The organism is Pseudomonas sp. CIP-10 (assembly GCF_020911845.1).
Taxonomy (GTDB): Bacteria; Pseudomonadota; Gammaproteobacteria; order Pseudomonadales; family Pseudomonadaceae; genus Aquipseudomonas; species Aquipseudomonas alloputida.
In genome coordinates, this window is sequence record NZ_CP087160.1 from 2,481,969 (window position 1) to 2,497,185 (window position 15,217).

A 15,217-nucleotide genomic window follows, 5' to 3' on the forward strand; every position below is an offset into this window, starting at 1 on the left:
TCAGCATGATCTACGCACAACCCGGAACTCCAGGCGCCGTCGTATCCTTCAAACCCCGTTATGGCAACTTCATCGGTGGCGAGTTCGTGCAGCCGTTGGCTGGCCAGTACTTCACCAACAGCTCGCCGGTCAATGGCCAGCCGATTGCCGAATTCCCGCGCTCCACGGCCCAGGACGTCGAGCGCGCCCTGGACGCCGCGCATGCCGCCGCCGAAGCCTGGGGCAAGACCTCGGTGCAAGACCGTGCGCGGGTACTGCTCAAAATTGCCGACCGCATCGAACAGAACCTGGAAGTGCTGGCGGTTACCGAAAGCTGGGACAACGGCAAGGCCATACGCGAAACCTTGAATGCCGACGTGCCGCTGGCAGCGGACCACTTCCGCTATTTTGCCGGTTGCATCCGCGCCCAGGAGGGTGGCGTAGGCGAAATCAACGAAGGTACCGTGGCTTATCACATCCACGAGCCGCTGGGTGTGGTGGGGCAGATCATCCCGTGGAACTTCCCGCTGCTGATGGCCGCCTGGAAGCTCGCCCCGGCCTTGGCCGCTGGCAACTGCGTGGTGCTCAAGCCCGCGGAACAGACGCCGCTGTCGATTACCGTCTTTGCCGAACTGATCGCCGACCTGTTGCCGGCAGGCGTACTGAACATCGTCCAGGGCTTTGGCCGTGAGGCCGGCGAGGCGCTGGCCACCAGCAAGCGCATTGCCAAGATCGCGTTCACCGGGTCCACCCCGGTGGGCTCGCACATCATGAAGTGCGCGGCCGAGAACATCATCCCGTCCACCGTCGAACTGGGTGGCAAGTCGCCGAACATTTTCTTCGAAGACATCATGCAGGCCGAGCCGGCATTTATCGAGAAGGCTGCCGAAGGCCTGGTGCTGGCGTTCTTCAACCAGGGCGAGGTGTGCACCTGCCCGTCACGGGCGCTGATCCAGGAGTCGATCTACGAACCGTTCATGGCCGAGGTGATGAAGAAGATCGCCAAGATCACCCGCGGCAACCCGCTGGATACCGAAACCATGGTGGGTGCCCAGGCGTCCGAGCAACAGTACGACAAGATCCTTTCGTACCTGGAGATTGCCCGGGAGGAGGGCGCGCAGCTGCTCACCGGCGGTGGTGCCGAGCGGCTGCAGGGTGACCTGGCCAGCGGTTACTACATTCAGCCAACCCTGCTCAAGGGCAACAACAAGATGCGCGTGTTCCAGGAAGAAATCTTCGGGCCAGTGGTGGGCGTGACCACCTTCAAGGACGAAGCCGAAGCGCTGGCGATCGCCAACGACAGTGAATTCGGCCTGGGCGCCGGCCTGTGGACCCGCGACATCAACCGCGCTTACCGCATGGGCCGCGGCATCAAGGCTGGCCGTGTGTGGACCAACTGCTACCACCTGTACCCGGCGCATGCGGCGTTCGGGGGGTACAAGAAGTCCGGTGTTGGCCGTGAGACCCACAAGATGATGCTTGACCATTATCAGCAGACCAAGAACCTGCTGGTGAGCTACGACATCAATCCGCTGGGCTTCTTCTAAACCGCGTCGCGGCCTTCGCGGGCTCGCCCACAGGTTCACCGTCGGTTCCAGAACCGGTGCAGAACCTGTGGGCGCGGGTTTGCCCGCGAAGAGGCCGGCACACGTAACGGCCTACCCGTACCAACGCACCCCGCAAGCTCGTTCCAAAGTAGCATTCGGTCCGGTCCGCCCCCGTGCATTAATGCTTCTACCGGAATCCTCCGGCACAAGAAGAGGACTTGCCCTATGTGGACTAAACCCGCCTATACCGACCTGCGCATTGGCTTCGAAGTGACGATGTATTTCGCCAACCGTTGATGACGGCCCGGCCATCGCCACGGTGGCCGGATCCTCCTGGAGTATGCGCCTGTGAACCTCATCGATCGCCAGCAAGCCCTTGCCTTGGGGCGAGGCTTGCGCCTGGACTGGGAGCCACAGAAGGCTTGCCACGTGCTGATGTACGCCGGGGGCATCATCGAGCTCAATGCCAGTGCCGGCTGGGTCCTGGCGCTGCTGGACGGCCACAGTACCGTGGCAACGGTCATCGACCGCCTGGCACAACGCTTCCCCAATGTACCGGGGCTCGAAGAGGACGTACTGGCGTTTCTGGAGGTGGCCCGCGCCAAATCCTGGATAGAATGACCGGTAGCCCCGCTTTGGTCTGGTTGCTTTCGTGGTGGGATGCTTTACGCTGGCGGTTATCTTCCAGAACAATAAGAACAGGCTTACCGATGAGCCAGAGTTTCAGCCCCCTTCGCAAATTCGTATCGCCTGAAATCATCTTTGGTGCCGGCTGCCGGCACAATGTGGCCAATTACGCCAAAACCTTCGGTGCGCGCAAGGTACTGGTGGTCAGCGACCCTGGCGTGATCGCGGCCGGCTGGGTGGCGGATGTGGAGGCCAGCCTGCAGGCCCAGGGTATCGACTACTGCCTGTACACAGCGGTGTCACCCAACCCGCGGGTCGAAGAGGTGATGCTCGGCGCCGAAATCTATCGGCAGAACCACTGTGACGTGATCGTCGCCGTCGGTGGCGGCAGCCCGATGGATTGCGGCAAGGCCATCGGCATCGTGGTGGCCCATGGGCGCAGCATCCTCGAATTCGAAGGCGTGGACATGATCCGCGTGCCCAGCCCGCCGCTGATCCTGATCCCGACCACCGCCGGCACCTCGGCGGACGTGTCGCAGTTCGTGATCATTTCCAACCAGCAGGAACGCATGAAGTTCTCCATCGTCAGCAAGGCGGTGGTGCCGGACGTGTCGCTGATCGACCCGCAGACAACCCTGAGCATGGACCCGTTCCTGTCGGCCTGCACCGGCATCGATGCGTTGGTGCATGCCATCGAGGCCTTCGTGTCTACCGGCCACGGGCCGCTGACCGACCCCCATGCGCTGGAAGCCATGCGCCTGATCAATGGCAATCTGGTGGAGATGATCGCCAACCCTACCGATATTGCACTGCGTGAAAAGATCATGCTCGGCAGCATGCAGGCGGGGCTGGCGTTCTCCAATGCGATCCTGGGCGCAGTGCACGCCATGTCGCACAGCCTGGGCGGCTTCCTCGACTTGCCCCATGGCTTGTGCAATGCGGTGCTGGTGGAGCACGTGGTGGCGTTCAACTACAGCTCGGCGCCGGAGCGTTTCAAAGTGATCGCCGAGGTGTTCGGTATCGACTGCCGCGGTCTCAATCACCGGCAGATCTGCGGGCGGCTGGTGGAGCACCTGATTGCCCTGAAGCGTGCCATCGGCTTCCATGAAACCCTGGGCCTGCACGGGGTGCGCACGTCCGATATCCCGTTCCTGTCGCAACACGCGATGGACGACCCGTGCATCCTCACCAACCCCCGTGCGTCGAGCCAGCGTGATGTCGAGGTGGTCTATGGCGAGGCCCTCTGACGAGCAGCAGCGGGCGTTGGCCGGGCTGCTGGGGCTGGGTGACCACTCGGCGCGCAAAAGCCATTACCCGGAGCTGTCCGCCCGCCTGGACGAACTGGAAGCCGAACGCAACCGTTACAAATGGCTGTTCGAAAACGCCGTGCACGGTATTTTCCAGGCCAGCCTTCAGGACGGCATGCGTGCCGCCAACCCGGCGCTGGCGCGCATGCTCGGCTATGACGACCCGCAAGCGGTGCTGTTTTCCCTGACGGACCTGGCCGCCAACCTGTTCGACGGCGGTGCCGAGGAGTTACAGGCCATTACCGCGGTGCTCGCCCGTGAGCACAGCTTGCACGGCTACGAAACCCGCTTGCGGCGCAAGGACGGCAGCCATCTCGATGTGCTGATGAACCTGCTGCTCAAGCCCGGGCAGGAAGGGCTGGTGGAGGGTTTTGTCGCCGACATCACCGAACGCAAGCTGGCCCAGCAGCGCCTGCAGCAGCTCAATGACGAGCTGGAACAACGGGTCGCAGCGCGTACCGATGAATTGCTGGAGGCGCGTGATGCCGCCGAAGCCGCCAACCGCAGCAAGGACAAATACCTCGCCGCCGCAAGCCATGACCTGCTGCAACCGTTGAACGCCGCGCGCTTGCTGATTTCGACCTTGCGCGAGCGGCCATTACCAGAGGCCGAGCATGTGCTGGTGGAGCGTACCCACCAGGCCCTTGAGGGCGCCGAAGATTTGCTGACCGACCTGCTGGACATTTCCCGGCTCGACCAGGCAGCGGTGAAGCCGGACGTGGCCGTGTACCGCCTCGACGAGTTGTTCGCACCACTGGTCTCGGAATTCCGCTCGGTGGCCGATGCGGAAGGCCTCAAGCTGCATGCGCGCATCCCGGACTGTGCCATCAGCACTGACCTGCGGCTGATGACACGTATCCTGCGCAACTTCCTCAGCAACGCCTGCCGCTACACCGACGAAGGCCGGATCTTGCTTGGGGCAAGGCGCCGGGGTGGCCATTTGCGGCTGGAAGTGTGGGATACCGGGCGGGGTATTGCCGAAGACCGGTTACAGGCGATCTTCCTTGAGTTCAACCAACTGGACGTCGGCCGCGCAGCGGATCGCAAGGGCGTGGGGCTGGGGTTGGCCATCGTCGAGCGGATTGCCAAGATTCTCGGCTACCGGATTGAGGTACGTTCGTGGCCGGGGCGTGGTTCGGTGTTCAGCATCGAGGTCCCGCTGGGTAAAGAGGTGCCGCTGGCCGCTCACCAGGCTGTGCCGCTGCCAAGCGTCGGCAACCCGCTACCGGGCCGCCGCCTGTTGGTACTGGACAACGAAGTGAGCATCCTCGAGAGCATGGGCGCGCTGCTTGGGCAGTGGGGCTGCGAAGTGGTGACCGCGACCGACCAGGCAGGTGCCTTGCTGGCCTTGCAGGGGCAGGCCCCGGAACTGATCCTGGCCGACTACCACCTGGACCATGGCGTGGTGGGTTGCGAGGTGGTCAGGTATTTGCGTGAGCATTTTGCGGTTGCCATACCGGCGGTGATCATCACCGCCGACCGCAGCGATCAATGCCGGCGGGGCTTGCAGAAATTGGGGGCGCCGCTACTGAACAAACCTGTGAAACCCGGGAAACTGCGGGCGGTGTTGAGCCAGTTGCTCTTGGTGCATTGATTGGGTAGCGGTTCACCGCTGAGCAGACAATGCCAGCTAGTCGATGAGCATCGACTGTGCGATGGTCCTGTTTTAACCACCCTCTTTAGCTGCCGAATGGCCTCGGGGGTGGCAGCCAACAAACTGCGAACATTGAAATGGAGCACTTAAATGGCCTGTCGCGAAGTTTGGATCCACGGGCCTTTAAAACTTACCATTCGGTCAGAATGCAAGCAGTTAGTAAACTAACTAATACGGCTTTAAATACCGCTGGTCGGTGCTTTTGCTCAAGAAATGAACGATTTGCCAGCGAGTCGTTCCTATTTGCCAGCAAGTGTGTTCTTCCAGCACCGCACTTCGCACCTCTCCCCAGAACGTATGGACGTTCAACTTGATCTGCATGGCAGGGATGCTCACGGGGCTTCTTACCTCTGACAATGGAGTAACGCCATGCCCAACCGGGGCTCAACGGTTGAGCCACTGTGCGCAATCGAGTAACCATTCGCTGTTTCAATTAACGATATGAATTTGGTCTTCCCAGTGCGATCAGGCCGTACGCATGCTTGTTGCAAGGCCATCTAGCGCTGATGCATTACGTGGAGAATTCGACGTGGAGTTTAATACAATTATTAGCCTGTTCGGGCAGAAAGAATCCATGGAGTTGGTGCGGTTGTCGGTCATTTATGTTCATTTACTGGCCTGTTGTATCGCCATCGGCCTGGTATTTACCAGTGACGCCGAGATGGTCAGGGACTTGCTGAAGGGGCATCAAAAGGCCTGCCATGACGGTAAGCACATGGCGCGATTGCAGGCGTCTGTTGCCAATGCCTTGATATTCTTGTGGCTTACCGGTGCCGCGGTCATTGGTATCGATTACCTTGAAAAGGGCATGAGTTATTTTGCCAATCCCAAACTTCACGCCAAGGTCATTATTGTCTTGCTCCTGACCTTCAATGGCATGTTGTTGCATCGTTATGTATTACCTGCCTTGCTCAAGGCCGGTTCTTTGCTTGACCTGAATATAGGCGTGCGGATGTTTGCCCTGTTTTCTGGTGCACTGTCAGGTGTTTCCTGGTTATATGCAGCGATGCTGGGCGTCGGTCGGCCACTGGCCTGGAAGTATTCGCTGACCGAGTTGCTGTTGGCCTATCCGGTGATGATCCTGCTTGGCTTTGCCCTGATGGCCGCACTGACCCAGTGGGCGCGAAAACGCACCATGGCCAAAGCGACGCCAGCACCTGTCTGGCCGCTGGCGGGCATTCCTTGCTGATGGCCTGAGGCACTGCGACGGCGCCACGAACCGCAAACCTGGTTTGCGGCGCCGTTGCAGTGCCTGATGTGATTCAGCACGGCAAGCGTGCAACGCTTCCATGATCCGTTGCATGACTGCGAACCGGCGATCGCGGTTACAGGTTTGCCTGCACGCTGCGCCCTTTGGCCAGATAGGCGTTGAACTCATCTTCCGGCACCATGCTGCCCCCCGTTCCCCAGACGAGGTGTGTAGCCTGCTGCAGCTGGGTTGGGGTGAAGCCCTGGCGAGCCAGGTACTCGCCGGCTTGCAGCACCCGTAGCATACCGGGTACGCCGGCCAGGGCAGAGGGTTCCAGTTTGACCTTGTCCTGCTCATGGGCGATGACCATCAAGCGGTACAGCTCTTCGTCGGTCACGGTGTAGTAACCATCGATCAGCCGCTGCATGGCTTTGCCGACAAACCCTGATGGGCGGCCGACCGCCAGGCCGTCTGCTGCGGTGATGTTGTCGATGCCGAAGTCCTGCACGCAGGTTTCATCATGCAGGCCGGTATAGACACCCAGCAGCATGCAGGGGGAGTGGGTGGGTTCGGCAAAGATGCAGTGCACCGCATCGCCGAACACCAGCTTCAGCCCGAATGCGACACCGCCCGGGCCGCCCCCTACGCCGCACGGCAGGTAGACGAACAACGGGTGATCTGCGTTCACCTGGATGCCAGCCTGGTCGAATTGCCGCGCCAACCGTTCGGCGGCGACGGCATAGCCGAGAAACAGCTGTGGGGAGTTTTCGTCGTCGACAAAATAACAATTGGGGTCTGAGGCTGCCTGCTGGCGACCCTGCTCGACCGCTACGCTGTAGTCGCACGCGTGTTCTACCACGGTCACGCCGTTGGCCCGCAGCTTGTCCTTCTTCCATTGCCGGGCGTCTGACGACATGTGCACGCTCACCTTAAAACCCAGCTTGGCGCTCATGATGCCAATCGACAGCCCCAGGTTGCCGGTCGAACCCACGGCGATCGTGTACTGGCTGAAGAATGCGCGGGCCTGGTCGCTCGCCAGTTTGGTGTAGTCATCCGTTGGCGTGATCAATCCGGCCACCAGGGCCAGGTCTTCGGCATGCTTGAGCACTTCATGGATACCGCCCCGGGCCTTGATCGAACCGGAGATGGGCAGGTCACTGTCCGCCTTGAGCCACAGGCTGCCTGCGTTCTGCAGTGATCCTTCTTCGACAAGCACCCGGCGCAGCTGTGGCAGCGGGATGACAGGCGACTCGATGACCCCGCCGGCAGCGGCTGTTTCGGGGAACACAGTGGCCAGGTAAGGCGCGAACCGCTGCAGCCGCGCGCTGGCCGCTTGCACGTCGGCCGCCGTCAGGCCCACGTCGTGCAGGGCTTCTGCAGCCTTGGCGATACCAGGGTTGAACCAGCTGGTCTGCTTCAGGGCAACCAGCTCGGCGATGATCGGGTGGCTTTGTTGCCAGGCTTCCAGGGTTTTTCCGTGAATCATGATTTCACCTGCAGTGCAGTCTGTAGGCCGCCAGCAGCAGTCTCGTGACAGGGGGGGAAGGCGCAGGATAACCCACGGAGTTTCGAACATTACACATTGGTTTTACTGAGGTGTTGCCTGTACCGGCCTGTTCGCGGGCTCGCCCGCTCCCACAGGCCATCACCGCCTTCAAGGCTTGCACAGTACCTGTGGGCGCGGGCCAGACCGCGAAAGTGCCTGTCCAGGCACCAAAGGATCTGGACAGTTCGCTGACTCAGCCATAAGGCGGCGCTGGCAGTTCGGCCAGCAGGGTTTTCAAGCCGTCGCTCCACTGCCTGCGAATCTGCTGGTAATAGGCATCGTCGCTGGTAATGCGCTTGCGCGTCATGCTTTCCAGGCTGTTGTTGCGGTACACCAGCAAGTCCAGCGGCATGCCCACCGACAGGTTGCTGCGGATGGTGGAGTCGAACGAAATCAGGCCGCAGCGCAGCGCTTCATCGAGCGGCGTGCGGTAATCCAGGTTGCGGTCGAGTATTGGTCTGCCGTACTTGCTTTCACCCAGTTGCAGAAACGGGGTGTCCGGTGTGGCCTGGAAGAAATTGCCTTGTGCATACACGTTGTAGATGGCCATGGGGCCGCCGGCTATCTGGCCGCCGACGATGAATGAACTGCTAAGGTCGATATCGGCCGTGAGCTTGCTGCGGTCTCTTTTGACCACCTCGCGCAGGGTGTCGGCGACCAGCACCGTTGCATCGTAGAGCGTGGCAACGTTCAGCAGGTGGGGGCCGTTGCCCTGGGTGCGTTGCTGCAGCAGGTTTACCACCGACTGTGAGGTCGCCAGATTGCCGGCGGTCTGCAGCACGATCAGCCGCTCGCCCGGGGTGCTGAAGACGAACAACTTGGTGAACGTGGAGATCTGGTCGATGCCGGCGTTGGTGCGTGAGTCGCTGATGAAGACAAGCCCGTCCTCCAGGTGCATGGCGACACAGTAAGTCATGCGGTTTCCCTTGTGTTGCGTGTGGAAGGGTCTTGCCGCACTCGCGCGGCAAGACCGGTCTGACGCCAGCCTGTCACTGGCGATGCACGTGGACGCTGGCCTGCATCGATTCGGCGCCGCCGCCGCGGCGTACGCCCCTGACCGGACAGGCATCGAGGTAGTCCAGGCCCACCGCCAGCTTCAGGTGACGCTCTGGCCGGGTCAGGCGGTTGGTAATGTCGAAGCTGTACCAGGCTTCGTCGACCCAGGCTTCGGCCCAGGCGTGGCTGGCCAGGTGTTGTTCGTCCTCGGTGCACAGGTAGCCGGACACATAGCGTGCCGGCACCCCCAGGCTGCGTGCGCAGGCCAGGAAGGCGTGGGTGTGGTCCTGACACACGCCTGCGCCACCGTTGAAGGCTTCGATGGCCGTGGTGCCCACCGACGTGGCCCCAGGGCTGTAGGGCATGTGCTCGGCCAGGCCTTGCATCAGCCCGATCAGTGCTGCCCGGTCGCGGTGACTGCCACAATGCCGGGCGGCGAAAGCAATCAGGGTGTTGTCGGCCAGCGTCAGGTGGCTACCGCGCAGGAACGGCAGGGGAGACTGGCTCTCGGTTTCGTGTTCGCAATCCGGGTCGATCTCGACCTGGCCGTGTGCGGTAAGCGCCAGGTGGCCATGGGGTTTGTCCAGCGTCAGCACATGCAGGATGTTGCCGTAAGGGTCGATCTGGCCCTTGACCTTGCAGGGCAGGTCCAGTTGCCATTGATTGATACGCTGGCGTTCGCTGCTGCGGGGCGTCAGGCGCAGGAACTGGATACTGTTGCACACGTCGCTGGCGTAGCTATAGGTCGTGTCGTGGCGAATGGACAGTTTCATACAACCTCCAGGTAGGAGTGATGGACGGCCTGGCCCAGTTGGTTGATGCGGCCGATGAAGTCGCTTAGCCAGGGGTGCAACCCTGCATCAAGGATTTCGTCGATGGCGGTGTAGCGCAGGCGCGCGTTCAGTTCGGCGGCCATGCGCTGGGCGGCACGCCCGGTACTGCCCGGCAGGCCCGCCAGGATCAGGTCCAGTTCCTCGATGCAGGCATGCAGCGAGCGCGGCACGTCCACCCGCAACAGCAGCAGCTCGGACACCGGCCGGGCACTGGGCGCGGCGCGATAGAGCTCGTTGAAGGCCTCATACGAGGTCAGCGCGCGCAGCAGGGCGCTCCATTGGTAATAACCGCGGGCGGAGTCGTCGCTGACCTCTTCGGAGGCCTCGCCGAACATTTCATAGCGCGAATCGAGCAGGCGCAGGGTGTTGTCCGCCCGCTCCAGGAAGGTCCCCAGGCGAATGAAGCTGTAGGCATCGTTGCGCATGATGGTGCCGGATGTCGCACCGCGGAACAGGTGTGATCGTTCCTTGACCCAGTCGCAGAACTGGCTGATGCCATAGCGACCCAGGCCGTTGCTGGCAATGTTGCGCATTTCGATCCAGGTGGCGTTGATGTTCTCCCACATGTCGGCGGTGATTCGGCCGCGCACTGCATGGGCATTGGTCCTGGCGGCCTGCAGGCAGCAATAGATGCTGCTGGGGTTGGTGGCGTCGAGGGCGAAGAAGTGCAGCATGCGCTCGGTGTCGAGTTCCTTGTGCCGACGCAGGTAGTCGTCCAGCATGCCCGAGGCCATCAGCGACATTGCCAGCTCGGCATGGCCGTCGCTGCGCCCGGCCTGGGGCATCAGCGACAGCGAGTAGCTGACCTCGAGCATGCGCGCGAGGTTTTCTGCACGCTCCAGGTAGCGGGACATCCAGTACAGGTCGGAAGCGGTTCGCGAAAGCATGGCTCAGTCCTCCACCACCCAGGTGTCCTTGGTACCGCCGCCTTGCGACGAGTTGACCACCAGCGAGCCTTCCTTGAGCGCCACGCGCGTCAGGCCACCGGGCACCAGGCGGGTTTCACTGCCCGACAACACGAACGGGCGCAGGTCGATGTGACGCGGTGCGATGCCGCTGTCGACGAAGGTCGGGCAGGTTGACAGGCACAGCGTCGGTTGAGCGATATAGGCGTGCGGGCGGGCTTTGATGCGCGCGCGGAAGTCCTCGATCTGGGCTTTGGTCGAGGCGGGCCCGACCAACATGCCATAGCCGCCGGAACCTTGGGTTTCCTTGACCACCAGTTCGGGCAGGTGGGCCAGTACATGGGACAGGTCCGCCGGCTTGCGGCACTGCCAGGTCGGCACGTTGTTCAGGATCGGTTCTTCGCTCAGGTAAAAGCGGATCATGTCGTCGACAAAGGGGTAGATGGATTTGTCATCGGCCACGCCAGTGCCGACGGCGTTGGCCAGTACCACATTGCCGGCGCGGTAAACCGAGATCAGCCCCGGCACGCCCAGCATGGAGTCAGGGTTGAAGGACAGCGGGTCGAGGTAGTCGTCGTCCAGGCGACGATAGATCACGTCCACCTGGTGGGGGCCGGCCGTGGTGCGCATGTAGACATGCTCATCACGCACGAACAGGTCGGCGCCTTCGACCAGCTCGATGCCCATTTCCCGGGCCAGGAAAGCATGCTCGAAATAGGCGCTGTTGAAACGGCCGGGCGTGAGCAGCACCGCGGTAGGGTTGTCCAGTGGACTGGCGCTCTTGAGCGTGTCCAGCAGCAGGTTGGGGTAGTGATCGATGGGCGCGATGCGCTGGGCGGCAAACAGTTCGGGGAACAGGCGCATCATCATCTTGCGGTCTTCGAGCATGTAGCTGACGCCGCTGGGGGTGCGCAGGTTGTCTTCCAGCACGAAGTAACTGCCATCGCCGTCACGTACCAGGTCGACACCGGCAATATGCGCATACAGCCCACGGTGAAGGTCCAGGCCCTGCATGGCGATCTGGTAGCCCTCGTTGGCCAGCACTTGCTCTGGCGGGATGATGCCGGCCTTGAGAATGCGCTGGTCGTGGTAGATGTCCTGCAGGAACAGGTTCAGCGCCTGTACCCGTTGAATGCAGCCACGCTCGACCGTGCGCCATTCGCTGGCGCGGATGCTGCGCGGGATGATATCGAAGGGGATCAGGCGCTCGGTATCCTGCTTGTCGCCGTACAAGGTGAAGGTGATGCCAGCGCGGTGAAACAGCAGGTCGGCCTCGCGGCGGCGCTGTTCCAGCAACTCCAGCGGGGTGTTGGCCAGCCAGCGGGCGAACTCCTGGTAATGCGGGCGGCAAGTGCCGTTCGCTTCGTACATTTCATTGAAAAAAGCCCGGGACATACCCACTCCTTGCCGCCGTTGCCGGCAGCTTCATTGCGGTTCATCTGCGTCTTTCAGGGTGCTGCCTTGCTGGGGTAAGTGGGAGCTGTGTCTCGCGTTAACCTCGGTCTCGGTAGATTGCCTGTGCGTTGAGTACAACCGGTCTGTGCAATAAAAGTGCCGAATACCCCTGGCGGTTCTGGCGATGCAGGAAATGTGAGGGGCACACCCGATGTGTGCTGCCTGGCCGCAAGGGCCGGCGCATCAAAAGAGGGCGCTTTTGATCCGGGCGCGGGTTTTGAACCGAAATGGGGCGCAAGCCGGTGCCCGGCGGCAGAAAATGGGAATAGTCCGGGTGCATGACTTGGGGGGAAGGGGGCATGCATCGAGTGCCGCGCGGGCGGCACCCGATTGAACACACGCTGAATATCGCCAGGCGAGCGCCTTCAGGCCCTCAGAGGCAGGCGTAGACCACCAGCTCCACCAGCATTTCTTCCCGGGCGAGGCCCGCCACCACGACGGCCGCGCGGTTGGGGTAGGGTGCCTGGAAATACTCGGCGTACACGGCATTTACAGTTGCCAGATAGCGGCGGTCGGTCACGTAGATCAGTACCTGGGTCACGGCATCCAGCGAGCTGCCAGCGGCTTCCAAGGTGTGGCGCAGGTTGTCCAGTGTCTGGCGGGCCTGTGCCTCGATGCCGCCGGCAACCACCTGGCCCTGCGTATCGATTGGGATCTGGGCCGTGTACAACGTACCGTTGCCGACGACCGCCCATTCCAGTGGCGCCCTGGAGGCGAACAGCTCGGTCTTTATTGCATGCTTCATGGGTTGTTTCCTCAGTGGCAAGGGTGTTCAGTCGGCGTCGCTGCCGCCGCCTGCACCGTGGCGGCGTGAGGCATCGGTGCTCTCGACAAGGATGTGTTCGGCCAGCTGCCTGAGCCTTTGCCAGGTATGTTCGTTGACGGTAAAACCTTGCTGCAGTGTGCGTTGCGGGTCGGTTATCGCCTGGGCGGTCTGGCCTGCTCGGGTGAACAGCACCGTTACGTCTTGCGCGGCCGCTTCAATGCCCCGGGGCCGGGCTTCACTGCTCAGTTCCGGGCGCGGCATGCCGGCGGTAAAATCGGCCAGGTGGTATTGGCGGGCGTCCTCCCAGCGGGCTTGCACGTGCAGCCCCTGCACCGCTGCCCGGCTCAGGTAGCCCAGCAACAGCAAACGGTTGTGGCAGTGGCGGATGCGCAGTTCGGCCTGACCACAGCGCATGGCCTTGGCTGCCGCCAGTTCCACCACCGTCGCGGCGCAGCGCAATACGCTCTGGCCCTTGGCGTCGATCACCAGCAGGGCGTTATCCTCATGGCACAAGGCGTATGGCTGTGCAGCTTCGGCTTGCAGATAACGCAACGCCTTTTCCAGTGCACCGACGCCATTAAGCCCCTGCAGTTGCAGCCAGCCCACGAGTTCGGCGGCATCCTCGCAGTCGCCCGGGGCGAAGCCCATGCCTTCGAATGCCTTGCGGCACATCACCTGTATTTCGTTAAGCGATACGCGCATGGTCAAAGCTCCCTTTGCGGCATGACTGCGAAATTCCAGTCGTCTGCGAACGGCTGACCGATGTCGCTGACCAGCGGCGCGCCCTGGAACAGCGTGATACGCACCCAGCGGCTTGACTTGGGGTCGAATTTCCCCGCGCCGAAAAATGCCAGTTTGCAGCGCAGCAGGTGAATCGGCAGCATGTCCCGGGCCAGCAGATTGGCACGGATTTCACCGAAGTTTGTTTTTGCCATGCCTTGCAGGCGGCGTACCGCGCCCTTGAACCTCGGTTGGGCGATCAGGAAGTGAGCGGTCAGCGCCTGAGGCTGCCGTTGCAGGTGCTCCAGCAGCGCGCCATGGCACTGCTGGATATTGCGGGCAATACCCAGCTGCATTTCTTTTTCGGCCCCTGGCTCCTCTGCGCGAATGCCCAGGCGCGGCTCTTCTTTTTCAGCTGAGCGGTACCAGAAGAAGTGCTCCGCATCGGCAGCACTGAAGTCGTAGCGCAACGCCCAGCCATACTGCTGCTCGATGAGCTGGCGCAGTTGCCCAAGGGGCATCTGGGCGTCCAGCTGCCAGCTTTCGTTGACCCCCATGTGCTCGGCCAGGGGCGTGACCTGCTCGGGGTACAGCTCCAGCAGCAGGCTGACCAGAAGCTCCTGGCAGCCCACCCCCGTGTGTAATTGCGCCCAGGCCAGCAGACGCGGCCAAAGGCCCGCGCCGTCGGCTTGCGTGCCAAGCCAGGTGGCCAGTAAAGCAAGCTCGGCCAAGGTTTGCAGGTTCTGCTCATGCTGGCGCTGGTCTTCGGTCCGGGACTGGCTCAGGTGCAACTGGGCGCGCGCCAGCAATTGCTGCAGGCGTGCCAATTGGTCGGGCTCCGCCGACTGCGCCAGCACCAGGGCCAGGGCCGTTTCCCGCGTACTGATCCAGTGCTCCACCAGTTGAGGGTGGTTGATCAGAAAAGGGGCCATTCCCAGCCCGGTCGCGTTGCCGACCCCCAGGTAGCGTTGTAGCGCCGGGGCCAGTTGCACTGCCCGCTGCGGGGCGAGTGCCCGGGCCATGTGGTTGATCTGCTCGATGCTGAAGTGTCGCAGCAGGTAGACGGTGAACATCTGCGCGCTGAACGGCTGGTTGAAGTCCGGGTTATCTTGCAGGCAACCAAAATCGGCGATGCCGAACTTGCCGTTACCGTACACCGCGGTGGTGCGATACAGGTAGCCGACTTCAGCCAGTTGTTGTGGATCGGGCTGGCGTCCTTCTGCCAGCGCCGCCAGAAACCGGTCGAAATTGCGCAAGCTACGGTTGGCCCGCGACAACACCAGCACGCGTGCATCGAAGCGACCGGCTTCCTGCAGCGGCACGTTGCGTTGCAGGTCGGCCAGTTGTGCCGAGTCGACATCGCCGGCCACCAGCACGAAGCTGACGTCCCACTGGTCGGCGATGACCCGATCGCTGCGCTTTTCGGGCGGCAGGTAGGCCGAGAAGATCACGCAGTGGTAATGGCCGTTTGGCGTTTCGATGCGGTAGATCGCAGTGCCGAAGCCTTGGCCATCGAGGTCGAAACAGCTGCGCCGGATTTGCCAGCGCTGCTGCATCATCCGCCGCATGCTGCTGCGCACGAAGCTTAGCGGGCTCTGGAAGTGGCTACCCAGCCGGGCCAGGTCCATGACTTGGCTGGCAGGGCGCAACGCGGGTATTGCAGGCACGCTGTTGGGCATTGTTGTTGTACCTG

The 15,217-nt window shown here is 62.2% G+C and carries 14 protein-coding genes; 6 read left to right on the plus strand and 8 right to left on the minus strand.

From position 1 onward, the window contains the following. Window positions 1-5 precede the first annotated feature (5 nt). The 6 genes from exaC (at window position 6) to LMH93_RS11265 (ending at window position 6,303) form a co-directional block, all read left to right on the plus strand. Entirely contained in the window at window positions 6-1,526 is a 1,521-nt protein-coding gene (exaC, locus tag LMH93_RS11240; protein ID WP_003254088.1) for an acetaldehyde dehydrogenase ExaC, read from the plus strand. A gap of 225 nt (window positions 1,527-1,751) precedes the next feature. After that, window positions 1,752-1,823 (plus strand): pyrroloquinoline quinone precursor peptide PqqA, encoded by a 72-nt coding sequence (pqqA, locus tag LMH93_RS11245; protein WP_003243383.1) that lies wholly within the window; start codon window positions 1,752-1,754, stop codon window positions 1,821-1,823. Between the two features lie 51 nt (window positions 1,824-1,874). Beyond that, on the plus strand, window positions 1,875-2,147 hold the full coding sequence (gene pqqD / locus LMH93_RS11250) for a pyrroloquinoline quinone biosynthesis peptide chaperone PqqD (protein WP_185279452.1): 273 nt from the start codon (window positions 1,875-1,877) through the stop codon (window positions 2,145-2,147). An 89-nt stretch (window positions 2,148-2,236) separates the two neighbouring features. Then, window positions 2,237-3,400, plus strand: coding sequence for an alcohol dehydrogenase-like regulatory protein ErcA (ercA, locus tag LMH93_RS11255; RefSeq protein ID WP_004576476.1), 1,164 nt, complete (start codon window positions 2,237-2,239; stop codon window positions 3,398-3,400). Beyond that, on the plus strand, window positions 3,384-5,054 hold the full coding sequence (locus LMH93_RS11260) for a PAS domain-containing hybrid sensor histidine kinase/response regulator (protein WP_180688270.1): 1,671 nt from the start codon (window positions 3,384-3,386) through the stop codon (window positions 5,052-5,054). Before ercA ends, LMH93_RS11260 begins: the two co-directional genes overlap by 17 nt. 634 nt (window positions 5,055-5,688) lie before the next feature. Then, on the plus strand, window positions 5,689-6,303 hold the full coding sequence (locus tag LMH93_RS11265) for a hypothetical protein (RefSeq protein ID WP_121783333.1): 615 nt from the start codon (window positions 5,689-5,691) through the stop codon (window positions 6,301-6,303). Window positions 6,304-6,439: 136 nt separating this feature from the next. Here LMH93_RS11265 and LMH93_RS11270 read toward each other — a convergent pair whose 3' ends face one another. The 8 genes from LMH93_RS11270 to LMH93_RS11305 form a co-directional block, all read right to left on the minus strand. Beyond that, a complete protein-coding gene (locus tag LMH93_RS11270) occupies window positions 6,440-7,789 on the minus strand; it encodes a D-serine ammonia-lyase (RefSeq protein ID WP_230065165.1) in 1,350 nt (449 codons plus the stop codon). Between the two features lie 253 nt (window positions 7,790-8,042). After that, window positions 8,043-8,765 (minus strand): proteasome-type protease, encoded by a 723-nt coding sequence (locus LMH93_RS11275; RefSeq protein WP_003254077.1) that lies wholly within the window; start codon window positions 8,763-8,765, stop codon window positions 8,043-8,045. Between the two features lie 73 nt (window positions 8,766-8,838). Continuing rightward, window positions 8,839-9,618, minus strand: coding sequence for a transglutaminase family protein (locus LMH93_RS11280; protein ID WP_004576480.1), 780 nt, complete (start codon window positions 9,616-9,618; stop codon window positions 8,839-8,841). After that, window positions 9,615-10,565: an alpha-E domain-containing protein gene (locus LMH93_RS11285; protein ID WP_003254074.1), complete on the minus strand. Its 951-nt coding sequence runs from the start codon at window positions 10,563-10,565 to the stop codon at window positions 9,615-9,617. Before LMH93_RS11285 ends, LMH93_RS11280 begins: the two co-directional genes overlap by 4 nt. A gap of 3 nt (window positions 10,566-10,568) precedes the next feature. Continuing rightward, entirely contained in the window at window positions 10,569-11,978 is a 1,410-nt protein-coding gene (locus LMH93_RS11290) for a circularly permuted type 2 ATP-grasp protein (RefSeq protein ID WP_004576482.1), read from the minus strand. A gap of 433 nt (window positions 11,979-12,411) precedes the next feature. Then, entirely contained in the window at window positions 12,412-12,783 is a 372-nt protein-coding gene (locus LMH93_RS11295) for a RidA family protein (RefSeq protein WP_003254071.1), read from the minus strand. Window positions 12,784-12,810: 27 nt separating this feature from the next. Next, entirely contained in the window at window positions 12,811-13,506 is a 696-nt protein-coding gene (locus LMH93_RS11300) for a DUF3726 domain-containing protein (RefSeq protein WP_230065166.1), read from the minus strand. A 2-nt stretch (window positions 13,507-13,508) separates the two neighbouring features. After that, a complete protein-coding gene (locus LMH93_RS11305; RefSeq protein ID WP_004576484.1) occupies window positions 13,509-15,203 on the minus strand; it encodes a hypothetical protein in 1,695 nt (564 codons plus the stop codon). Window positions 15,204-15,217 lie beyond the last annotated feature (14 nt).